Annotated in this window: 23 protein-coding genes and 1 pseudogene; 2 read left to right on the top strand and 22 right to left on the bottom strand. The window is 40.8% G+C overall.

The window, feature by feature from the left end; translation table 11 throughout:
- Positions 1-50 precede the first annotated feature (50 nt).
- The 19 genes and pseudogenes from phoU to hprK all read right to left on the bottom strand — a co-directional run bounded on the left by phoU (position 51) and on the right by hprK (position 19020).
- On the bottom strand, positions 51-704 hold the full coding sequence (phoU, locus tag HT687_RS03880) for a phosphate signaling complex protein PhoU (RefSeq protein ID WP_000946465.1): 654 nt from the start codon (positions 702-704) through the stop codon (positions 51-53).
- Between the two features lie 11 nt (positions 705-715).
- Positions 716-1474, bottom strand: a complete 759-nt coding sequence (pstB, locus tag HT687_RS03875; protein WP_000128635.1) for a phosphate ABC transporter ATP-binding protein PstB — start codon at positions 1472-1474, stop codon at positions 716-718.
- Between the two features lie 12 nt (positions 1475-1486).
- Positions 1487-2290 carry a phosphate ABC transporter ATP-binding protein PstB gene (gene pstB, locus HT687_RS03870; RefSeq protein WP_000109215.1) on the bottom strand — a complete coding sequence of 268 codons (804 nt, stop codon included), beginning with the start codon at positions 2288-2290 and terminating at the stop codon, positions 1487-1489.
- Between the two features lie 10 nt (positions 2291-2300).
- The gene (gene pstA, locus HT687_RS03865) at positions 2301-3185 is read right to left on the bottom strand and encodes a phosphate ABC transporter permease PstA (RefSeq protein ID WP_023936070.1); all 885 of its coding nucleotides are present in this window, start codon (positions 3183-3185) and stop codon (positions 2301-2303) included.
- Positions 3175-4092 (bottom strand): phosphate ABC transporter permease subunit PstC, encoded by a 918-nt coding sequence (gene pstC / locus HT687_RS03860; RefSeq protein ID WP_023936068.1) that lies wholly within the window; start codon positions 4090-4092, stop codon positions 3175-3177. The genes pstA and pstC overlap by 11 nt, the downstream gene beginning before the upstream one ends.
- Positions 4092-4970 carry a phosphate ABC transporter substrate-binding protein PstS gene (gene pstS / locus HT687_RS03855; RefSeq protein WP_000746334.1) on the bottom strand — a complete coding sequence of 293 codons (879 nt, stop codon included), beginning with the start codon at positions 4968-4970 and terminating at the stop codon, positions 4092-4094. Before pstS ends, pstC begins: the two co-directional genes overlap by 1 nt.
- A gap of 685 nt (positions 4971-5655) precedes the next feature.
- Entirely contained in the window at positions 5656-6960 is a 1305-nt protein-coding gene (locus HT687_RS03850; RefSeq protein ID WP_023936066.1) for an RsmF rRNA methyltransferase first C-terminal domain-containing protein, read from the bottom strand.
- On the bottom strand, positions 6961-7734 hold the full coding sequence (locus HT687_RS03845) for an inositol monophosphatase family protein (RefSeq protein WP_023936064.1): 774 nt from the start codon (positions 7732-7734) through the stop codon (positions 6961-6963).
- Positions 7724-8002, bottom strand: coding sequence for a UPF0223 family protein (locus HT687_RS03840; protein WP_023936063.1), 279 nt, complete (start codon positions 8000-8002; stop codon positions 7724-7726). The genes HT687_RS03845 and HT687_RS03840 overlap by 11 nt, the downstream gene beginning before the upstream one ends.
- Positions 8002-8403: a Spx/MgsR family RNA polymerase-binding regulatory protein gene (locus HT687_RS03835; RefSeq protein ID WP_000631259.1), complete on the bottom strand. Its 402-nt coding sequence runs from the start codon at positions 8401-8403 to the stop codon at positions 8002-8004. Before HT687_RS03835 ends, HT687_RS03840 begins: the two co-directional genes overlap by 1 nt.
- A 210-nt stretch (positions 8404-8613) precedes the next feature.
- Positions 8614-9231 (bottom strand): TIGR01906 family membrane protein, encoded by a 618-nt coding sequence (locus HT687_RS03830; RefSeq protein WP_023936061.1) that lies wholly within the window; start codon positions 9229-9231, stop codon positions 8614-8616.
- Entirely contained in the window at positions 9221-9994 is a 774-nt protein-coding gene (locus HT687_RS03825) for a TIGR01457 family HAD-type hydrolase (RefSeq protein WP_023936059.1), read from the bottom strand. The genes HT687_RS03830 and HT687_RS03825 overlap by 11 nt, the downstream gene beginning before the upstream one ends.
- 10 nt (positions 9995-10004) lie before the next feature.
- Positions 10005-10742, bottom strand: coding sequence for an acyl-[acyl-carrier-protein] thioesterase (locus HT687_RS03820; protein ID WP_023936057.1), 738 nt, complete (start codon positions 10740-10742; stop codon positions 10005-10007).
- A 4-nt stretch (positions 10743-10746) separates the two neighbouring features.
- Complete coding sequence (gene hemW / locus HT687_RS03815) at positions 10747-11877, bottom strand: radical SAM family heme chaperone HemW (RefSeq protein ID WP_023936055.1); 1131 nt, start codon at positions 11875-11877, stop codon at positions 10747-10749.
- 175 nt (positions 11878-12052) lie between these two features.
- Positions 12053-16150 carry a YSIRK signal domain/LPXTG anchor domain surface protein gene (locus HT687_RS03810; RefSeq protein ID WP_023936053.1) on the bottom strand — a complete coding sequence of 1366 codons (4098 nt, stop codon included), beginning with the start codon at positions 16148-16150 and terminating at the stop codon, positions 12053-12055.
- Between the two features lie 358 nt (positions 16151-16508).
- Positions 16509-16904 (bottom strand): YtxH domain-containing protein, encoded by a 396-nt coding sequence (locus HT687_RS03805; RefSeq protein ID WP_000517395.1) that lies wholly within the window; start codon positions 16902-16904, stop codon positions 16509-16511.
- Positions 16877-17303: pseudogene (locus tag HT687_RS03800) on the bottom strand (DUF948 domain-containing protein). The gene HT687_RS03805 and the pseudogene HT687_RS03800 overlap by 28 nt, the downstream one beginning before the upstream one ends.
- Positions 17304-18092, bottom strand: coding sequence for a prolipoprotein diacylglyceryl transferase (gene lgt / locus HT687_RS03795; protein ID WP_000886657.1), 789 nt, complete (start codon positions 18090-18092; stop codon positions 17304-17306).
- Complete coding sequence (gene hprK, locus HT687_RS03790; RefSeq protein ID WP_000115147.1) at positions 18085-19020, bottom strand: HPr(Ser) kinase/phosphatase; 936 nt, start codon at positions 19018-19020, stop codon at positions 18085-18087. Before hprK ends, lgt begins: the two co-directional genes overlap by 8 nt.
- Before the next feature lie 96 nt (positions 19021-19116).
- On the opposite strand from hprK, the gene HT687_RS11775 reads away from it, so the two are divergent.
- Positions 19117-19308, top strand: coding sequence for a hypothetical protein (locus HT687_RS11775; RefSeq protein WP_023936048.1), 192 nt, complete (start codon positions 19117-19119; stop codon positions 19306-19308).
- Between the two features lie 38 nt (positions 19309-19346).
- Here the strand turns inward: HT687_RS11775 and rpsU are convergent, their stop codons facing one another.
- The gene (rpsU, locus tag HT687_RS03780) at positions 19347-19523 is read right to left on the bottom strand and encodes a 30S ribosomal protein S21 (RefSeq protein ID WP_000048054.1); all 177 of its coding nucleotides are present in this window, start codon (positions 19521-19523) and stop codon (positions 19347-19349) included.
- Positions 19524-19661: 138 nt separating this feature from the next.
- The gene (locus HT687_RS03775) at positions 19662-20369 is read right to left on the bottom strand and encodes a glucosamine-6-phosphate deaminase (protein ID WP_000864588.1); all 708 of its coding nucleotides are present in this window, start codon (positions 20367-20369) and stop codon (positions 19662-19664) included.
- Positions 20370-20519: 150 nt separating this feature from the next.
- On the opposite strand from HT687_RS03775, the gene queA reads away from it, so the two are divergent.
- Entirely contained in the window at positions 20520-21548 is a 1029-nt protein-coding gene (queA, locus tag HT687_RS03770) for a tRNA preQ1(34) S-adenosylmethionine ribosyltransferase-isomerase QueA (protein WP_172924089.1), read from the top strand.
- A gap of 615 nt (positions 21549-22163) precedes the next feature.
- Here queA and HT687_RS03765 read toward each other — a convergent pair.
- On the bottom strand, positions 22164-23513 hold a 1350-nt coding region (locus HT687_RS03765), incomplete at its 5' end, for a PspC-related protein choline-binding protein 1 (RefSeq protein ID WP_172924086.1).

Below are 23513 nucleotides of genomic sequence, written 5' to 3'. Positions count from 1 at the left end.
TTACTGTATTAAAAAGTAAGCTTTCACAATAATTTTATCCTTTGAATACTTTATAATTCGACAATCTTACCTGTTTCAAAGTAAACAACCCATTCACAGATATTTTTAGCATAGTCACCGATACGCTCCAAGTAGGAAATAACTTGGAAATAATCACGACCCGTAACAATGGCTTCTGGATTTTTCTTAATCTCTTCAGTCGCAAGGTCACGGATAGTTTCAAAATAGTGGTTAATTTGCTCATCCATGGAGGCTACCCGGTATGCGTCGTCAACAGAACCATTAAGATAAAGATCAAGTGCTGCTTCAACAACGCTTTTAACTTCACGTCCCATTTTTTGAATTTCTTCCTCTACAGCTGGGATGCGCTCTTCCCCCTTCATACGGATGGTTGCCTGGGCAATGGCTACAGCGTGATCCCCCATACGCTCCACATCTGATACAGCCTTAAGGACAGTCAAGACTGTACGCAAATCTTGAGAGACTGGTTGTTGGAGTGCAATCATTTCAAATGATTTCTTTTCCAGTTTCACTTCGTATTCATTTACTTCTGCGTCATCTTCGATGACCTCTTTTGCCAGGTCACGGTCATGCGTGACAAAGGCACGCACCGTACGATTGATTTGTGAGAGCACTTCTTGTCCCATAGCGTAGAACTGGTTATGTAATTTCTCTAAATCTTCTTCAAATTGAGATCGTAACATCTTTCATCTCCTTATCCAAATTTTCCTGTAATATAGTCTTCCGTTTCCTTGTGTTGGGGATCAAGGAACATCTGCTTGGTATCATTAAATTCAATCAAATCTCCATCTAGGAAAAATCCTGTCTTATCAGAGATACGTGAAGCTTGTTGCATGGAACGGGTTACCAGAAGCATGGTGTACTTGTCTTTTAGACCATACAAGGTTTCCTCAATTTTACCAGCTGAAATCGGATCCAAAGCCGAAGTTGGCTCATCCAAGAGGATGATTTTAGGACTGGTTGCCAAGACACGGGCCACACAGACACGCTGCTGTTGACCACCTGACAATCCAATAGCTGAATCATGTAGACGATCCTTGACCTCATCCCAGATAGAGGCACCTTGCAAGGCTTTTTCTACGGCTTCATCCAGAACCAGCTTATCCTTAATTCCATTGATACGAAGCCCGTAGACAACATTCTCATAGATAGTCATAGGGAAAGGATTAGGTTGTTGGAAAACCATTCCGATTTCCTTACGTAATTCAACCGTATCTGTACGCGGACTGTAGATGTTGTGACCATTGTACACCACGGATCCAGTTGTGGTCACCTCTGGATTGAGATCTCCCATGCGGTTGAGAGACTTGAGGAGGGTTGACTTCCCTGATCCAGATGGACCAATCAAGGCTGTAATTTCCTTAGGTTGGAAAGATAGGGAAACACTATTCAAAGCCTTCTTTTTATTATAATAAACGGACAGGTCTGATACCTGTAAAATAGCATCTGTCATACGGTTTCCTTTCTAACCAAAGTGACCAGATACATAGTCATTGGTGGACTGTAGCTTGGCATTTTGGAAAATAGTTGCAGTTTTGTCATACTCAATCAAATCACCCAAGTAAAAGAAGCCTGTATAGTCACTTGCACGAGCAGCCTGCTGCATATTATGCGTTACAATGATGATGGTAAAGTCTTTCTTGAGCTCAAACATGGTCTCTTCTAGTTGCATGGTCGCAATCGGATCCAAGGCTGAGGCTGGCTCATCCATTAAGAGGATATCTGGCTTAACAGAGATGGCACGAGCAATACAGAGACGTTGTTGCTGACCACCTGATAAGGTCAAGGCTGACTTGTGGAGATCGTCTTTAACCTGATCCCAGAGGGCAGCCTGACGAAGGGAGGTTTCTACGATTTCATCTAGGACTTGCTTATCCTTAACTCCAGCACGTTCATGCGCAAAGGTAATATTACGGTAAATTGACTTAGCAAATGGATTAGGGCGTTGAAAAACCATTCCAATGTGTTTACGCATTTCATAAACGTTGATTTCTGGACGGTTGACATCAATTCCACGATAGAGAATCTGCCCAGTTACTTTAGCAATATCAATAGTATCATTCATGCGATTGAGACTGCGTAAGTAGGTAGATTTCCCCGATCCCGACGGACCAATCAAAGCTGTAATTTTATTTCTTTCAAATTGCATATCAATCCCCTTAATGGATTCATTTTTACCATAGTAAACATGGACATCCTTAGTAGAAAGGGCTACTTTTTCTTCAGGAAAGGTAAGGATATGCTTCTCATCCCAGTTATATGTTGACATGGCTTCTCCTTTAGGCAGCGGTTAATTTCTTGTGTAGATAGCTTCCGAACTTACGAGCTCCAAAGTTAAAAATCAGGATAAAGATCAGGAGCACAGCGGCAGAACCTGCTGATACAATTGTTCCATCTGGAATAGTGCCTTCACTATTGACTTTCCAGATATGGACAGCCAAGGTTTCTGCTTGACGGAAGATAGAGATGGGGCTAGTCACACTGAGGATATTCCAGTTAGACCAGTCAAGAGCTGGCGCCGATTGCCCTGCTGTATAGATCAGAGCTGCAGCTTCGCCAAAGATACGACCAGATGCCAAGACGACACCCGTTACAATACCTGGAAGCGCTTCTGGAATAACAACATGAACCACTGTCTCCCAGCGAGAAATCCCAAGAGCCAGACCAGCCTCACGTTGGGTATGGTGAACGTGTTTCAAACTATCCTCTACATTACGCGTCATCTGAGGCAAGTTAAAGACTGTCAAGGCCAAGGCACCTGAAATGATTGAAAATCCATACTCAAACTGGACTACAAAGATCAAGTAACCAAAGAGACCCACCACCACTGATGGTAAAGAGGACAAGATTTCAATACAAGTCCGCACAAAGTTGGTAACAGAACCTTTTTTAGCATACTCAGCCAAGTAAATCCCAGCTCCCATAGAAAGAGGTACAGAAATAATCAAAGTAATGACCAATAGGAAAAAGGAATTGTAAAGCTGAATGCCAATCCCACCACCTGCTTGAAAAGCAGAAGACCTTCCAGTCAAGAAAGACCAAGAGATATGGGGCAAGCCCCGAACCAAGATATAGAGAATCAAGGAAGCCAAGATTGTCACAATGATGCTAGCAATCGTATAGAGGACAGCTGTTGCAAGTTTATCTAATTTCTTAGCGCGCATAATTTTTCTTTCCTCTTTCTTTCGTAATCAATTTAATCACACTGTTAAAAACTAAACTCATCAAGAGCAGTACCAAGGCCAGTGACCAGAGAACATTATTATTTACAGTTCCCATGACAGTGTTCCCAATTCCCATAGTTAATATAGAAGTTAAAGTTGCAGCTGGTGTGGTCAAGGAAGTTGGGATAACAGCTGAGTTTCCGACAACCATCTGGATAGCTAGAGCCTCACCAAAGGCACGCGCCATCCCAAAGACCACTGCAGTGAAAATACCAGAACGGGCCGCCTTCAAGATCACACGCCAGATAGTCTGCCAGCGAGTGGCCCCCATAGCCAAACTAGCTTCGCGGTAGTGACGAGGAACCGCACGCAAGCTATCCGTTGTCATAAAGGTTACGGTCGGCAAAATCATGACAAAGAGGACGGAAATCCCTGACAAAATCCCAAAACCAGTCCCACCAAAGACACTGCGAACAAAGGGAACGACGACTTGCAAGCCAATAAATCCGTACACTACTGAAGGAATCCCAACCAGGAGTTCAATAGCTGGTTGCAAAATCTTCGCCCCTTTTGGTGATACTTCGGTCATAAAAACTGCTGCACCAATAGCAAAGGGTGTTGCGATAAGGGCTGAGAGAATGGTAACGATAAAGGAACCCAAAATCATAGGAAGGGCACCAAATTCTTTACTAGAAGGATTCCAAGTTCCTCCCAAAAGAAAGTCAAAGATATTCACACCATTGACAAAGAAGGTCGACAAGCCTTTTTGCGCTACGAAAACCAAAATCATGGCCACAAGGATGACTATCAAAGAAAGACAGGCAAAGGTCAAACCTTTTCCTAATTTCTCCAGACGAGAATTCTTTGATGGAAGCAACATTTTCTTAGCTAATTCTTCTTGATTCATTATTGTCTCCCTTCCAACACTGTCACAGTTCCGGCAGCATCTTTTTCAACCTTCATTTCCTTAATCGGAATATACTTCAATCCTTTGACAATCCCTTCTTGGGTCTCATCCGAGAGAACAAAATTGAGAAATTCTGCAGCCAACTCATTGGGCTGCCCCAATGTATACATATGCTCATAAGACCACAAGGGCCAATTATTGCTACTTATATTTTCTGGACTTAAGTCATAGCCATTCAACTTCATGCTTTTGACTGAATCATCTATATAGGTAAGAGATAAATAAGAGATAGCTCCTGGACTTTTTGATACGATTGATTTTACCGCTCCATTTGAATCCTGCTCCTGACTTTGCATGGCGGACTGACCTTCCATAATGACAGTATCAAAGGTAGCACGAGAGCCAGAGCCGGCTGCCCGATTGATAACAGAGATGGGTAAGTCCTTACCACCAACCTCTTTCCAATTGGTTACCTCACCTATGAAGATTTGACGAAGTTGCTCTGTCGTTAGGTTATCAACATCAACCTCCTTATTGGCAATCAGAGCCAAGCCAGCTACCGCGACCTTGTGGTCAACAAGAGCAGAAGCATCAATTCCGTCTTTTTCCTCAGCAAATACATCTGAGTTTCCTATATCAACTGCCCCAGACTGAACCTGGGACAAGCCTGTACCAGAACCTCCCCCTTGGACATTGACCGTTTTTCCAACATGGATCGTGCCAAATTCATCTGCCGCTACTTCAACCAAGGGTTGCAAGGCAGTTGAGCCAACAGCCGTTATGGATTCTCCACGATCAATCCAGCTAGCACAGCCTACTAAACAAGCCGTCAGCCAAAAAGCGATAAGAGACAGAGCAAGCTTTTTTCTTTTTTTCACTGTTTTTCTCCTCGAAAATAATTATGAATACTGTGAATTTTTTAAGTAGTTCTTTATGAGTTGACGCATGAATTCTTACCAAATTTCTGCGCAATTGATTATTTATATAATATAGGCTATATTACTCTTTTCTAACCTCCTTTTTTCATATGTGGATAAAATCTCTTGTCTATCCCTTCCCCCATTGTCACCCATTATAGTCATTTCGTGTCTCTTTTTCCCCTTTTTAATGCAAGGAAAAGGTTACTCTCCTTAGATGATAATCCAAAAGCTAGAAAGGTATCTCAAACCTCTCTACTCTCCCAGACTAGTTTACAACTAAAAGGAAAAGATTCTATTTTATGGGAAATCTAGTTTACAAGCGGTAAGAACGCTAATAACTAAACTTCTTGTACTCTTTGAAAATCTCTTCAAACCAGGTCAGCCTTGCCTTGTTATAGGTATGTACCTATTTGGTCAGTCCTATCTACAACTTTAAAGCAATGCTTTGTAACTGACTCCGTCAGTCCTATTTGCAACCTCAAAACAGTATTTTGAGCTATCTTTGGCTAGCTTCCTAGTTTGCTCTTTGATTTTCATTGAGTAGTAAAACTACATGTGATGGCAATCAAGATATCAAGAATCATCCTACTAAAAAAATCCATACTTTCACTATAACATAGAATAAGATATTTGACTAGCATTTTCACTTGAATCTGAGGCCTTTTGGAAAATAATTTTTCAAAACATTTCCAGTAACCTTTGCAAAGCCCAAGCCATTGCCTTTAACCAAAACTTGGTACCAACCATTTGGCAGACTTTCTGCCAGCTGAACAGTTTCTCCAGCCACATACTTGACAAACGCTTCTTGGTCAATTTCAACCGACTGCTTGATCTGACTCGGTTTCAAGGCTAGACCAAGAGCAAAACTGGGCTCAAAGCGTTTCTTCTTAAAAGTGCCCAGATGTAGTCCATTGCGAGCAATCTTGAGCTTACCTAAATCTGGCAAGAGTTCTGGTAAGAGATAGAGTTGGTCCCCAAAAGTCTGCAAGATTCCCGGTAGATTGACCTTCAAATGGTTTTGGGCAAATTCTTGCCACAAGGCAACTTGTTCTCGACCAAGATTGCTCTTACTTGCCTTACATTTAGGAGTTGGATTGTTACCCTTAAACTGTAGATGGGCTACAAACTGACCCTCTCCCTTAAACTGATGAGGGTACATCCGAGCCGTTTCTGGCAGGTCAATACCAGCTACCATTCCATTGATATGCTCTACTGGCAACAAATCAAAATCATACTCTTCCAGTAGCCAATTGACAATCTCTTCGTTTTCCTCAGGTGCCCAGGTACAGGTTGAATAAACTAAACGACCACTTTCTGCTAGCATGGTCACTGCATCCTCCAGAATTTCTCTTTGCAAGCTAGCACATTGACTCGGATAATCTAAGCTCCAATAGTCCATAGCATCTAGTTGCTTACGGAACATCCCTTCCCCTGAGCAAGGGGCATCAAGGACAATAAGGTCAAAATAGCCTTTAAAGACCTTGGCCAAACGATCAGCAGATTCATTGGTCACCACGACATTTGTCGCTCCAAATCGCTCCATATTTTCTACTAAAATCTTAGCCCGTTTGCTTGAAATTTCATTGGAAACAAGTAGCCCCTCCCCTGCTAGATAGGCTGCCAGTTGAGTTGATTTGCCCCCCGGTGCAGCAGCCAAGTCCAAGACCTTCATACCAGGACTGGGTTGGGCTACTTGAGCCACCATTTGAGCAGCAGGTTCTTGCGAATAAACTAAACCTGTAGCATGCTCAGGCGATTTCCCTGAAACCTTCCCATAGTGGCCCCAAGGGGTTTGAGTAATGGCATCAGAAAAGGAAAGTTGCTCTTCTTTTAAGGGATTGACCCGAAAGGCCGAAACCGCTTCCTCCTCAAAAGAGGCAAGAAAATCTCTTGCCTCATCTCCTAGTATCTCTTTATATTTTTCAACAAATCCTTCTGGAAATTGCATTTAAGTTCTTTTCCTTTCGTAAATATAGGACTGAATTTCCTCCTGCATCTCAAGAGGCACCATCATGACAGGCTGTCTGGTTTGAAAATCAGGAGCTTCACCAAAAAGGGTCACAACCCGATAGCCCAGACTTTCCCCTAAAATACTAGCTGCGGCATAATCCCATGGTTGCAGATAGGTGAGATAGGTCAACAAATGCCCTGACAAAATCTTGGCAAAACTAATGGCCGCACTTCCATAGACACGAACACCAAGAACCGCTCGGCTCAAATCAGCCAGCCCCCATTCATTGGTTTCCAGCATGCCACTATTTCCCGCAATAAGAAAATCTCCAAGTGGTTTGGCTTTAAAGGGAGCTAGGGGCTTATTATTTCGACAAACTGGAAAGACCCCACCACCGTGGTAACAATCCCCTTTGACCACATCATAAATTAGGCCAAACTGTCCCTGACCATTTTCAAAATAAGCCATCATAACAGCAAAATCTTCCTGCTGGGCTACAAAGTTATTGGTACCATCAATGGGATCAATGACCCAAACCTTGCCCTCTTGAACCGAAGCTCGCAGACACCCTTCTTCAGCACAAATCTTATCCTCAGGATAACGGGACAAAATCTCACCAACCAAGAGTTCCTGAACTTCCTTGTCCAGTCTGGTCACCAAATCTGTTGGAGAGGACTTGGTCTCAACACGCAAGTCTTCCTGCATGTGGTCAAGGATGTACTGACCCGCTTTCTTAATTAGCTCTTTAGCAAATTCAAATTTACTTTCCAAGAGAAATCTTTCCTTCCCCTTTTTCCTTAGCCGCCTGAACTGCTCGGTAAAGCGAATAGCCACTGACTGTTTCAAATTCTCGTCCCAAACGTTTTTCTTCACTCTTGCTTGGCACAACCGCCTTGAATCGCTTATAGGAGTCCAGTAACTTTTTAGCCTCTACCTTGCCTTCATAGGCAGCTTCAACATCATTAAAAAAAGAAAGCACTGAAGCAAGTTCTTCAGTGCTCCACGACAAATCTAGTGGGTAACTATACTGTTTGTTCATTAACTAATACCAGCTCTCATTCTTGCTTCTTTTAGTTCTTGCTTACGGTAACTACGAGGGAGAAAAGCACGAATCTCATCTTCATTAAAACCGATTTGCATGCGCTTGGCATCAATAATAATTGGACGACGCAAAAGACTAGGATACTGCTCAATCAAATGAAGCAATTCCGATACCGAAATACTCTCTACATCAATATTCAATTTTTGAAAAATTTTTGAACGAGTTGAAATGATGTCATCAGTACCATTTTCGGTCAAGGAAAGGATGTGTTGCAATTCTTTTCTTGTTAAAGGACTGGTCATAATATTGTGTTCCACAAAGGGAACCTTATGTTTTTCTAACCAGGCCTTAGCCTTACGACATGATGTACAGCTCGGTGATAGAAATAGTGTAATCATGCTTTTCTCTTCTTATCTATACTTTGCTACTTCTATTATACAAAAAAATAAAGCGCTTGACTAGAGATTTTTAGAAAAAAAGCCTATTTTTTCAAGAAAAATAGACTGTTCGCGAACGATTGCCTTTGTTTGAATTTGATTAATTCCTTCTTAACCATGGTTTCAAACAATATGCATTTTTATATACGTAAATTAAAAACAGCTTTCATTTCACTTCCTACGACTTTTCAGATAAAGATAGCCAAAGAAGCTTTCATATAGGGCAAAAAAGAGGAGGAAGGCATGAAGGAAGAAGGTCTCTGGCAAAATCAGAATCACTGGATCCTTGGCTGGGTCAAAAAGCCAGGTATCATCTCCCACAAAGAGAATTTGATGGAAAAGAGTAAAGAATTGGTCAAAACCAATCAAAACTCCCCCAAGACCAATCAGCAAAGGAAAAACCACTAGGGTCAGGAGCCCTTTACTAAATAAAGATAAAAAGCCCTTTTTTACAATCTTATTGACAAAGAAATAGAAACTTGGAAGTGTCACTAGAGCTACTAGCTGAACCAAGTGAAAGAGGTTCTTGACCACCTCAAAGTGGTGCAGACCAGCTGCTGACGAACGAAAATCTGGCATCTCTAGGACCTGACTAAAAGGATTGGTCAGGTAATTCATCAAGATATGAAAGTTGTACTGAATGGTTTCTGGTTTTAGATAAACTCGATTCGTTAAGTTTAGCCACTGAATTTCCAGCGGATAAAAAATCCAAGCCTGATAAATGGTCATAAGGATTGAGAGGGAGAGGAGAAAGAGCATAGAGGCCCAAAAGGTCAGTTTAGTTTTCATCAAAATCCCACTCCGCAAGGCTAGAAACCACATGTGTCGGTGCAATTGGCAGGTCTGCTACTTCTTCTTCCTTAGTAAAACCAGTCGTTACTAGGAGCGTTGGAATGCCATTGTCAATCCCTGCTCGAATATCAGTTAAATAGTTATCTCCAACCATAATCAACTCTTCACGTTCCAAACCTAAATGCTCAACCGCCTTGTCCATAATGATGGCATTTGGTTTTCCGATATAAACCGGCTTCACTCGTGTCGCTACGTCAAGCAGCGTAATCAGCGAACCAGCACCAGGCAAAAGACCACGCTCTGTCGGGATATTGAGGTCAGGATTGGTTCCGATAAAATGGGCACCCTTTTGGATAGCTAGAGTTGCTGTCGCAAATTTTTCATAGTCAACTTGCCAGTCCAGACCTACTACCACATAGGCAGGATTTTCCTTGTCTTCCACATAGCCAGCCGCCTTGATGGCTTCCTTGAGCCCTGATTCTCCGATAACATAGACAGTCTTTTTCAGTCCCAAGTCATTCATATAGTCGATAGTTGCCAAAGTCGCTGTGTAGACAGTCGATAGAGGCGTATCGATATTAAAATTCTGAGCCAACATTTCTTGAACACTCTCAGGAGTACGGGTTGTATTGTTGGTCACAAAGAGATAGGGGATGTCTCGCTTTTGCAATTCATGGACAAAAGCCTCTCCTGCTGGGATTCTGTCTTTGCCCTTATAAATGGTTCCGTCTAAATCAATTAAATAGCCTTTATATTTCATCTATTTCTCCCTAAGCCTTTTTTATTTCTTGCCAAGTAATAATAGCCTGTGCATTGGTAGCCCCGTCGCTTGTAATCTCATGCTTGCTTTCCAGTCCAGTCCTTTCAACAGCCGATGTAATAAACCCACCTGGTCGAACTTCCTTGACATACTTGAGATTGATTTTCTTGGGAATATAGTGGGTCAAAAAGTCCGCTCCCATGACCTCAAAAATCCAATCCAAGTATTTACTGTTATTGACATGACCATTCATATCCAAGTCGTAAAAACGGACATGGTAATCCTTGCTAATTGGATTTTCCAAGAACTCATACTTTGGCCCGCGGATAAGCTTTTTATTAAATTCAGACTGGTAAGGAGCCACAATCTCAGGTTCGACAGCATGGATTTTTCGACTGTCTCGGTCCATGAGAACAAAGGTCGCCATCATGTGGATGAGTTCCTGACCTGCTTCATCATAAATGGTAAAGCGACGGTAGCAAAAGAGCAGATTGTAGCTCAGGGCTTCCGTTTCGATGGTAATTTCTTCCGCAAAACGAGGCAAACGAACCACCTCAATATCGTATTCTGTGATAATCCAGACCAGATTATGCTCTTCTAAAATGGCCTTATCACTAACTCCCAGTTCAATCGACTGCATCCCTGAAACTTGTAGGGACAGCAAAATCACATCTGGAAGTTTGATATGACCGTTCATGTCAGCCATATCAAAAGGAATTTTCATTTTCATTTGATAAGTTAAGCCCATCATCCTACTCCAAAATAAATCGTTCTGCTACGGTGTCTCCTAAGAAGAGACCTCTTTTTGTCATGCGAACTCGGTCACCCTCTATTTGCATGAGACCCTGTTGAACCAAGTCTCTGACAATTTCTCCATAAAGTCCATCAAAAGAGCATCCAAATTTTTCCTCAAATCGCGCCATAGAGACCCCTGATTTCTTGCGGAGTCCCAGGAACATTTCTTCTTCCATTTGCTCTTTTTGGCTCAGGTACTCCTCTGTGATACGAGCATTGCCTTCCTCAACTGCACTGAGATAATGGCGAATGGGACCATGGTTTTTATAGCGAATACCATTGACATAACCAGAGGCCCCAGCACCGATGCCATAGTATTCAGCATTATCCCAGTACATGAGATTATGACGACTTTCAAAGCCGGGTTTGGAGAAATTAGAAATCTCATAATGCTCAAAGCCTGCTCGCTCAAGCTCAGTGATGATGTACTCAAACATCTCAGCTTCCAGCTCCTCCTTAGGCAGAGGCAATTTTCCTCGCCGCATGCGGTTCATAAAGACCGTATGGTTTTCTAAAATCAAACTATACAAACTCATATGGGGAATATCCAGTCCAATGGCTTTAGCCACATTTTCCTTTACTTGCTCCATGGTCTGACCAGGCAGCGCATAAATCAAATCAATGGAGATGTTGTCAAAACCAGCCAGTTTCAGGCGATCGATATTTTCATAAATATCCTTCTCCAAATGACTGCGCCCAATCTTTTTCAACATCTTATCATCAAAGGTCTGGACACCTAGCGAAACACGATTGACAGCCGAATTTTTCAAAACAGCTATCTTATCCGCATCCAAATCTCCTGGATTGGCTTCAATGGTCAACTCTTCCAAGGCAGACAAGTCCAAGTTTTTAGTCAAGCCATTCAGTAAAACCTCCAGTTGCGGAGCCGACAGGGCTGTCGGTGTTCCACCACCGATGTAGATGGTCCGCAACTTTTGAATATCATAAGAACGAAACTCTTCTAACAGATGCTCCAAATAGCTATCAACTGGCTGATTCTTGATAAAAACTTTTGAAAAATCACAATAATAACAAATCTGGGTACAAAATGGGATGTGCACATAGGCTGACGTTGGTTTTTTCTGCATAGTACTTATTATACCACAAAAGCGAACAATACTTAGAATTCCCTTTAACAAAATCCTAGCATTGTTCGCTTTCTTTATCTAAACATTCTTTGTATTTTATGACGAACACGATTCCCAGAACCAATCTAGTTTGTCTTTACAATACAAAAGAATGAATGTTCATTTGACTAAATTTTTAGTCTTCTTTTTTCTTTCCAAGAGCAAGTCCGAGACCGCCTAGCAGACCAAGAAGTCCTAGAGATGCAAGAGTCGCATTTGATTCTGTTCCTGTATTTGGCAATACATTTTGAGAATCATTTGACTTAGCTCCACTATCACTATCACTAGCATCTGTAGTATCTTCATGATTTTCATTCGGAGTAACTGCATCTGGAATTGGAGTTATTGGTGCAGGTGTATCTTGATCAGAACCTCCATTAGTAGCAGGTGTGACTGGAGTTGCTGGAGTGACTTTACCTGGTGTTACCTTAGCTGGTGTTGTTATATTATTAGCAATGTGTTCTGTGATATGACCGTCCTTTGAGTCTACATCATAAGTGGTTGTAGTAACTGTTTTACCTTTAGCTCCTTCAATACGTTCATTAGGTGTGTCAACTTCTCGTTCACCATCTCTAACATATCCAACTTCAGGTTCAATCGGGGTTTCTACTACTTTGTCCTTGGCTGCGACTTTGACGACTGTATTCGTTGGTTCTTTCGTTTTCCCATAAGTTAGCACGGTTGTTGGAGTTACCTTACCTGTTTCTGGATCAACTTCATAGGTAGTGGTCTCAATCACATCGCGACCTTCAGAATCTTTAGATTGTTCAACCTTAGTTTTAGCTCCTACTTTAACGATTGTCTTACCTGCTGGGGTGACGACTGGGGTGCCAACGTGTTCTGTGATATGACCGTCCTTTGAATCTACATCGTAAGTGGTTGTAGTAACTGTTTTACCTTTAGCTCCTTCAATACGTTCATTAGGTGTGTCAACTTCTCGTTCACCATCTCTAACATATTCAACTTCAGGTTCAATTGGTGTTTCTACTATTTTGTCCTTGGCTGCGACTTTGACTATTGTTGCTGTTGGATTTACTACTACTGGTTTTTCTACTGTTTCTGTAATAGCGCCTGTAGTAGAATCAACACTATATGTTGTTGTGATAGTACTTGAACCTGCTTGGCCTGCTTCTTCCACATTTGGTTGATTTTTGTCGCGTGTATCATCTTTCACATATTTCTTAGGTGATGAGATTTCTGTTTTTTCTACTTTGTCCTTGGCTGCGACTTTGACGACTGTATTCGTTGGTTCTTTCGTACGAACTGGTTTACCTTCACTTGCTGTAATCTTTCCAGTATTAGTGTCCACAGTGTAAGTTGTTGTGATAGTGTCTTCACCATCTTCACCTTTAACAGTAGTTGGGACTGTACCTTTTTCTTTCGTATCATCTTTTTCGTAAACTACTGGAGATGGTACTACCATCTTCTCAATCGTTAGTTCTTTCCTTGTCCCGTAAGTAGTTACTGTTGTAGAAGTTACCTTACCTGTTTTTGGATCAACTTCATAAGTTGTAGTGTTGATAACTTCACGACCTTGGTCATCCTTGCTACTCTCAACCTTAGTTTTAGCTCCAACCTTAACTATTGTTTTACCAGCTGGGGTGACCACTGGCTTACCAACCTGTTCTGTGACTGTTCCATTATTTGGATTAACGTCATACCTTGTAGTCGTTACAGATTTTCCTTTTGCTCCTTTTCTAGGCTTGTCTGGTGTACCGAAGTCACGAGTGTCATCTTTTTCATAAACCACTGTGGGCTCAATTGGTGTTTCTACTACTTTATCCTTAGCCGCGACTTTAACGATTGTTTCTGTTGGATTTACTATGACTGGATTTCCTTCATTTGGAGTAACTTCCCCACTGTTTGGATTTACTGTATAAGTCGTTGTGGTTGTCTTACTTCCAGCTTTTCCTGGGACAGTAATATTGTCTTGGCCTTTTTCGCGACTAATATCTTTTTCGTATGTTACTGGGGATGGGATTGTTTCTACTTCTACTTTATCCTTCGCTCCCACTTTTACAACTCTAGCTATTGGTAGAGTTACGACTTCTGGTTTGCCTTTTGATGGAGTTAGGGTTCCATTTACTGGATTTACGCTATAGGTTGTGGTGACTTTAGTTTTTCCTGATTTCCCTGGAAATTGAACGGTATTCGTACCTTTTGGACTGTTCACATCTTTTAAATAAACTGGTTTGGGTTCAACTGAATTATACTCAACTATATCCCTCGCGCCACCTCTATTGACTACTTCTTCCTTCTCAGTCGAAGTAAGACTGCCAGTTTTTGAGTTTACTGTGTAACTTGTTGTCTTCTTAACAACGTCGTCTCCTTTTTTAATGTATTCTACTTCATCCTTGGCTGCGACTTTGACAACTGTTTCTATTGCCGGTTGCTTAACTACTGGTTGTTCTATATGTGCAATCAGATCTCCAGTGTTAGGATTTACACTATAAGTTGTTGTTACTGTACTAGTACCTGAAGTACCAGCTGTTGTTACATTAGCTTCACCTTTAGCTCTTGTGGCATCTTTTTCATAACGTACACTTGGCTCAAGTTGGGTAACGACAACTGTAGATTTGGCTCCATCTTTCTTAAACACTTCATCAATTGTATTGTTAGTAATCTGTCCTGTATCGAGATCTTTCATACTCACAGTTATTGACTTAATGATGTCATCTCCGCGTTTACTATATACAACAGTTTCTCCAACTTTTTCTACAGATTTAACTGTTGCAATGTTTTTATCTTGATAACCTGTCCCATCTAAGGAAATTCGTTTCCCAGATATAAACTCTGATCGTCTATTAATCATATCAGCTTCAAAATAAGAACGTGAACTGTGACCTCCACTGGTTCGTCCAACATTTATAACAACATCACTATCATTGCTGACGCCTTTTCTTATCGCCAAATCATTATCAACAATATAATGAGTCATTTTACCAGACTTGGCTATTTTTTTGCTATCTAAACCTTTTTGCCAAAATTCACGACTGGAAAGCAAATTGGTCACAACTTTTGGAGCATTAAAGGTTGTGCCTTTTTTTAATACATTATTATAAACGTTTCTATAAGCCAACTGTTCTTTAGGAGACATGACTCTGCTGTCAGAATATGCCAACTGATAAGCTTCAACCATTGCCCGTTGTACTAAATATCCTCCTAAAGAATGACCTGTCAAATAAAGATTAGTAATACTCTTATCTTTAGCTAGTTCATGCATAATATTTTCTGCATCTATCCCTTGTTGAGGATTGCTTCCTAATCCAAGTGTTATATCAGCTCCTATATCTTTCGCATCACTTGTTCCACGAAAGGCTAATACTTGTGCAGTTCCATTTGGTAAATATAAGAAATCACTCTTCGTTTCATACAAGACAGCATCTAGTCCACTGGAGGTATGGTAACTTTTCTTCCTTTCCCAATAAGGCCCCAATTCCTTATTCATCATCATATACTCATAACGTGGTTTACTGTCACCATTCTTTTTATATAACTCTGACTCTGTTAAGGGTCTCTTATGATCCAGCACTCTATCAATATAATTATCATCACGGTAGGATAATTCCATGAACATAATCATATCGCGCTCACTTACATTCCATTTTAATTTTTCATCTGGCTTTTCTTTACTGTCAATAATACCATCACCGTCAGTATCTTCTAATAAGGGATGACTATTATAACCTACATACTTTTTCCCACCTTTTTCATAAATATAAAGTTCTTCTTTATCCTTCAAGTAATCATCATCTGTATAGGCTTCTGGACTTAACTTAGAGCCGTTTAACAATAAACTATCAAGCTTATTACCTTCTGAACCGATTACTCCTGCTTTTATTTGCTTAGCATACTCATCAGTTAATTCATACTTTTTAACCTCGGAAGGATTTGATGCTGCTCTCACCGCTGGAGTGCTTGATCTGTCTTCACCCGCCACGAAATCCCTTGTGGTCAAGCTATTATTTTCCTTATTCCCAGATCTGACGGGTTCTGTAGTCCTTGTAGATCCTATTGGAACATCTCTGGTATCTAACTCAGAAGAAGGATTATTTTGATTATCTAGTATAGGTTGAACTTCTTCTCTTTTATCCACAGAAGATGGAGAATTTTCCGTAGAAGCAAGTACTCCCTGGGATGGTGTAAACAAAGCAATGCCTATTAATACAGAAGCCACTCCAACAGAAAACTTTCGAATCGAAAAACATTGACGTTTATTAAAAATATCTTTCATTTTACCAACTTTCTTTCTAGCTATTTTTTACAAAATAGAGAGTTCTACTATTTTCCCTTGACAAAATACTAAACCCTTTCTTGACTAAAATTTTAGAACTTTTCCTCTGCTTGATTATAAACTACCACATTGATTTCTAATCATAAAAAAATGAATTGCTTAATATTAATAAAATATCAGTAAAATATAAAAAATGTAAATATTTCACTTTCAACACTGCCATTATACCATAATACTCAATGAAAATCAAAAAACGCATAATATCAGGCCTTGAAAAACCTTGATACTATGCGTTTGATTATGGGAAGATCTACTTCATTTTCTCCTAGAATTGAGTTTTTGCCCAGTCTCATCAAATCTAGATTTTTTCTTCTTTGATATCAATCACAATCTCTTCTGATTCATCAAGAATTTCGGCCTTTTCTTGCCATTGCTCTTTGAGATTATTGAATCGATATTTTGATACTTCTGTCGCTTGACGAGCACATGATTTGGCTTGAGCAAGGACGCTGTCCACAGTGATTTCACCCGACTCAACCTGTTCTTTGGTTTTAAGAACAAAATCTGTAGCCTGCTCCTTGACTTCTGTCAGTTTTTCACAGACCTGCTCCTTGGCATACTCTGGATTTTCTCTCAAATCATCCAGAAAATCTTGAGCCTGACTGCAAACTTGTTTGCCCTTGTCGCTTGTTAAAAACAAGGCAAGAGCTGCACCTGAAACGGTTCCTAAAAGGATTGAGGATAATTTACCCATAAGGATTCTCCTTTTTTATTTTTTTAAAAATTTACTTGCAAGACGAAGAGCTGATAAACTTGCCCCAGTCTTGAGTGTTTTTGAACCAGCTGATGAAGCTTTCTTGCTCAAGACACGCGCATGGTCATTGAGGTCTGAAACAGATAGAGATAAATCTGCAACAGCACTAAAGAGTGGATCAATCGTTGCCACCTTGACATTAATATCATCTGCCAAGACATTGATCTTAGACAGCAATTCATTGGTATGATGCAAGGTCACATCCACATCTGAAGTCAAGGTTTTAATCGTCTTCTCTGTTTCATCGATAACACGGCCAAGCTTTTGTACAGTAATGATTAGATACACTAAAAATACAATCAAAGCAAGGGCAACAAAAATATATGCAACTTCTAACATTTAGTTTTCCTCCTCTGTAACATAGTAAGGGGCCTTCTTTCGATTTTGATATAGAATGATAAAAATACCCAGTCCGATAAGGACAACTGATAGCCATTGAGACACTCGAAGGCCAAAGAACATGAGACTATCTGTTCGCATGCCTTCGATGACCATACGACCGAAACCATACCAAATCAAGTAAAAGGCCGTGATATGACCTCGTCTGAGACTTTTCCATTTTCGTCTAAAAATCAGAATCAAGGCAAATCCAAGTAGATTCCATAGGGACTCATAAAGAAAGGTCGGCTGACGGTAGCTCCCCTCAATATACATCTGGTCACGAATAAAGACAGGTAGATAATCCAAATTATCCACTGCTGCACCATAAGCTTCTTGGTTAAAGAAATTGCCCCAGCGACCCAAACTTTGGGCAATCATGACGCTAGGCGCCGCAATATCTAGAAAATCCCAAGTGTTAATGAGTTTACGATCAGCAAAGATATAGAGTACAAGTGCCCCAGTTATCAAACCACCGTAAATGGCCAAACCACCATTCCAAATGGCAAAAATCTCTCCCAAATTCTGACTATAATAATCAAAACGGAAAATGACATAGTAGAGACGAGCTCCTAAAATAGCCAAGGGAAAGGCTATCAAGATAAAATCTAAAATATCGTCTGGTATGATCTTCTTTCTAGGCGCTTCTTTCATGGTCAAATAAACCGCAAGAATCAAACCTGTAACAATACACAAGGCATACCAACGAATGGCTAGAGGGCCTAGTTGAATAGCAATTGGATCAAGCATTAGGCACCTCATTTCGAGCGATGAGACTTGTCAGTCGTTCTTCGAACAAACGGGTCGCATCAAAGCCCATTTCCTTGGCACGATAATTCATGGCAGCTGCCTCAATCACGACAGAAATATTACGACCTGTTTTAACTGGAATGCGGATACGAGGAATGGCTACGCCAGAAATTTCTATTTCCTCTGCATTGTTTCCAAGACGATCAAAAGTCTTATGTGTATCATAGTTTTCCAAATAGACAGCAAGTTGAACCTGTGAAGAATCCTTGACGGCACTGGCACCGTAGAGGCTCATGACATCGATAATCCCAACCCCACGAATTTCAATCAGGTGTCTCAAGATTTCAGCCGGTTCACCCCAAAGAGTAATCTCATCCTTGGCAAAGATATCGACCCGGTCATCAGCTACCAAGCGGTGACCACGTTTGACAAGTTCCAGACCTGTCTCACTCTTACCAATTCCACTATCTCCCTGAATCAAGACGCCCATCCCATAGATATCCATCAAAACCCCATGAACACTGGTACGTTCTGCCAAACGAGAATCCAGATAGCTAGATAACTCTCCAGATAAACGACTTGTCGCTGTACGGCTGGTTAAAATAGCAATCTTACATTCTCTGGCTGCTTTTAACATCTCCTCTGGAACCACCAAACCACGGGCAACAATGACCGCTGGTGTCTCAGGTAGAAACATTTTTTTCAAAACTTCATAACGGCTGTTGGAAGGCATGCTGATCAGATAAGACCACTCCTTCATCCCCAAAAGTTGAATCCGCTCTGGCGTGTAGTAGTCAAAATAACCTGTCATTTCAAGACCAGGTCGCGTAATATCTGCTGTATTGATTTCCTTTTCAAGCAATTCTGGTTCGCCATAGACAATGTCTAGTCTAAGCTTTTCAATCACTTCTTTTACTAAAACCGACATCATTTCCTCCTTCAATCGAGTTCTTCTCTCTATTATATCAAATTGTAGGAGGAAGTTTCAGATTTTTGCAGGCTTTGGAGTATTTATTTATACTCAATGAAAATCAAAGAGCAAACTAGGAAACTAGCCACAGGCTGCTCAAAACACCGTTTTGAGGTTGTAGATGGAACTGACGAAGTCAGCTCAAAGCACTGCTTTGAGGTTGTAGATGAAACTGACGAAGTCAGTAACCATATCTACGGCAAGGCGACGTTGACGTGGTTTGAAGAGATTTTCGAAGAGTATTAAAAGAAAAAGGACTAGATTTCTCTAGCCTTTCATTTCAATTAGAATTTTTTACGTTTACGAGCTGCTTCTGATTTACGTTTACGTTTTACAGAAGGTTTTTCATAGAATTCACGTTTGCGTGTTTCTTGAAGAGTACCAGCTTTAGTAACCGCACGTTTGAAACGACGAAGTGCGTCGTCAAGAGATTCATTCTTACGTACTACTGTTTTAGACATTTTTTTCACTCCCTTCAAGTTCAATATCTATTTTATTCTACACGTAAAAGGAATAATTGTCAAGCAAAAATGCGGTTTAATTTTGATTTTTTCTTCCATTTATACAAGAGTTGAAAGCGTTCAACAGAACATTGCTTTTTATTTTTCAAGTAAGCTAAGCGCTTCAGCATCCGCAATAATGGTCACATCAGGGTGATTTTGGAGACTACTTGCAGGTAGATTCTCAGTCACTGGGCCAGACACTGTTCCGGCAATGGCTTCTGCTTTCGACTCACCGTAGGCAAAGAGAAGGATTGACTTGGCATCCAAGATGTTCTTAATCCCCATTGAAATAGCTTGGGTTGGGACGTCTTCAATCTTGTCAAAAAAGCGCGCATTGGCTTCAATAGTAGACTGGTCAAGTTCTACTAGATGCGTTTGACTGTCAAATGGAGTACCAGGCTCATTAAAGCCGATATGCCCATTGCGACCGATTCCCAAGATTTGCAGGTCAACTGGATGGTCAGCCAAAATTTGGTTGTAGCGTTCAACTTCAGCTTCAGCATGATCCTTAACACCACGAGGCAAGAAACTTTCTTTAAATGGTTTTTGGTTGAACAAGTTTTCTTGCATGAAGTGACGGTAAGACTGTGGATTGTCGCCATCAAGGCCTACATACTCATCAAGGTTGACACTGGTTAGATTTGAAAAATCGAGGTCACTTTCAACAATTTCCTTATAAAATTCAAGTGGACTACTTCCTGTCGCAAGCCCTAAGGTTTGAGCGCCATTGGCTAATTTTTCCTTCAAAATCTCAAAAGCAACTTTTCCACCTTCGATTTGGTTTTCAACTTTAATAACTTTCATCTTTTCATCCTCCATTTCTATCTATTTTTATTATATGGTATAGACCAATTTTTGTCAAGTGAAAACGATTTAATTTCTAAAAAAAGAGCGTCTATACTTGAAACATGTTATAATGGATAGGATTAGAACTTAGAAAGAATGAACAGATATATGAATACAGCTGATTTTGACTTCCACTTACCTGAGGAATTGATTGCCCAAACACCCCTTGAAAAACGAGATGCCTCTAAACTCCTCATCGTCAACCGTGAGACAGGAAAAATGCAGGACAAACACTTCCACTCCATTATTGATATGCTGGAACCTGGTGATGCCCTCGTTATGAACGACACCCGCGTTCTCCCTGCCCGCCTCTATGGTCAAAAGGAAGAAACTGGAGGCCATGTGGAACTTCTCCTGCTCAAAAATACTGCTGGAGATGAGTGGGAAGTTCTGGCTAAACCTGCCAAACGCCTCAAGGTCGGTACTCGTATCAGCTTTGGTGATGGTCGCCTCAGCGCTGTCATTACAGAAGAATTGACCCACGGAGGCCGCATTGTCCGCTTCGAATACCACGGAATTTTCCTAGAAGTTTTGGAAATTCTGGGAGAAATGCCATTACCACCTTATATCCATGAAAAACTAGATGACCGTGAACGCTATCAAACCGTTTACGCCAAGGAAAGTGGCTCTGCTGCTGCACCGACTGCTGGTCTTCACTTCACCAAAGAACTGTTGGCAGAAATCCAAGCTAAGGGTGTTCATCTAGTCTATCTGACTCTCCATGTCGGACTCGGTACCTTTAGGCCCGTTTCTGTTGATAATCTGGACGAACACGAAATGCACTCAGAATTCTACCAACTTTCTGAGGAAGCTGCTGCCACCCTTCGCTCTGTTAAGGAAAATGGTGGTCGCGTCATCGCTGTCGGAACCACTTCTATCCGCACCTTGGAGACCATTGGTTCCAAGTTTGATGGGCAAATCCAAGCAGATTCTGGCTGGACCAATATCTTTATCAAACCTGGATATGAATGGAAGGTTGTTGATGCCTTCTCAACTAACTTCCACCTGCCAAAATCAACTCTGGTCATGTTAGTTTCTGCCTTTGCTGGCCGCGAATTAGTCTTAGATGCCTACCACCATGCCATCCAAGAACACTACCGCTTCTTTAGTTTTGGCGATGCCATGTTTATTTATTGAGAAAGAATTTCTCTAAATCTTCTAATACCAATAAATCGCTAAGATATTATTTCAAAGAACATCTACAATTGAAACTCTAGCTAGCTGTAGAGGACGCCTAGTACATTGAAATTAAAATGCTTCCCCCTAGCTTCGAAAATATTGCCATATATTGCGTTGACTCTCCAAATTGATTCATCTATATTTTATTTCAGCTTCCTATATTTTCTTCGCTGTTTGTAAATCAAAATGCAAGACACATGAGTAGCACCATATTTGTTACTCTTATCTGTCCTCTCAAGAGACTATTATGAGTTGTTTCAGAATCATTCACTACTTTGACCCTGACTCTCCTTAGTCTCAAAATCAAAGACTTATACTCTTCGAAAATCTCTTCAAACCGCGTCAGCTTCATCCACAACCTCAAAACAGGGCTTTGAGCAACCTGCGGCTAGTTTGCTCTTTGATTTTCATTGAGTATTAAACAAAAAGTGAACAAACCTGAATTCTAATGTACAGAAGACTAGGTTTGTTCACTTTTTTATAGTCGCTATAAGATGAGCTTATCTATAGCTTTTTATACATAATTATATATCCAGACATACTATTATCAATTGTGTCGCAGGGAGGAATCTGTTAACGCACCCATTCACCATTATCATTGACTCTATAGCCATCTATACTTGTATTGATCGCTAGCTCACCCGATGCATTTACATAATACCATTTACTGCCAACTTGGAACCATTGATTGGCTTTCATAGAACCGTTGCTGTTGAGGTAGTACCATGAACCATTATTTTGTAGCCAACCTATCTCCATAGAACCATTATCGTTGAGATAGTACCATGAACCATCAACTTGCTCCCAACCTGTTGCCATGGAACCGTTAGAGTTGAGATAGTACCATGAACCATTCACTTGTGCCCAACCTGTTGCCATGGAACCGTTAGAGTTGAGATAGTACCATGAACCATTCACTTGTGCCCAACCTGTTGCCATGGAACCGTTAGAGTTGAGATAGTACCATGAACCATTCACTTGTACCCAACCCGTTACCATGGAACCGTTAGTATTATAAAAATACCACATACCATTTTCTTGTTTCCAGCCTGTTGTTGCAGCAACTGGTTTAGCTGGTTCTAATGCTGAATCTGTTCCTTGATTAGATGTAACAGATACAGGATATGAAGGAATAGATGACTTCTTAGGAACAACAACTTTTTCAGGTTCTCTCGTCCCTCTCCTTATACGTCTTTTTACCATCTCTTTAGTAATTTGACGAGAAGTAGTTTCTTCAATTGTTCCATCACGTTCATCTACAGTATAGATTGTAGTAAGCGTAATTTCACCAATTTCTCCTGCTTCTTCTATTTCTTGACCTATATCAAGAGTTGAGTCATCGAGATATTCTGTTTCGATTGGAATTTCTTGGACAAGAACTTGGGGCTTGGTTCCTTTTTTAACAACTCTTGTTTGAGAGTCTTCTTTTTGACTTAAAGTACTCTCAGTTACTTGTCCACTCTTTCCATCTACATCATAAGTTATCGTTGTAACTGTTTTCCCATTCTTTCCTAGAGTAATCTCTTGCTCCTGTCCTGCAGAAAGGTCATTGTCTGCTTCATATTTAGTAGCAAATGGAACAAGAACTTCTTCAACCTTGCTTTTGGCTGGAACTTTGATAACTGTATCCGTAGCTTCTTTTCTATCAACAGTAACCGTTTCGCTAACCTTACCAGTCTCTGGATTAACATCGTAGGTCGTCGTTGTGGTTACATAGCCATCTTCTCCGTCAACCATCTCAATAGAAGCTCCTCGGTCTCTACTTTCATCTTTTTCATAACGGATGACACTTGTAGGAAGGACTTCGCGGTCAACCTTGCTTTTGGCTGGAACTTTGATAACTGTATCCGTGGCTTCTTTTCTATCAACAGTAACCTTTTCGCTAACCTTACCAGTCTCTGGATTAACATCGTAGGTCGTCGT

Origin of the sequence: Streptococcus sp. 1449, from assembly GCF_013276805.1 — a bacterium.
Classification (GTDB): Bacteria; Bacillota; Bacilli; order Lactobacillales; family Streptococcaceae; genus Streptococcus; species Streptococcus pseudopneumoniae.
Note: the sequence above shows the minus strand (reverse complement) of the source record. Positions and strands in the feature narration are given on the sequence as shown.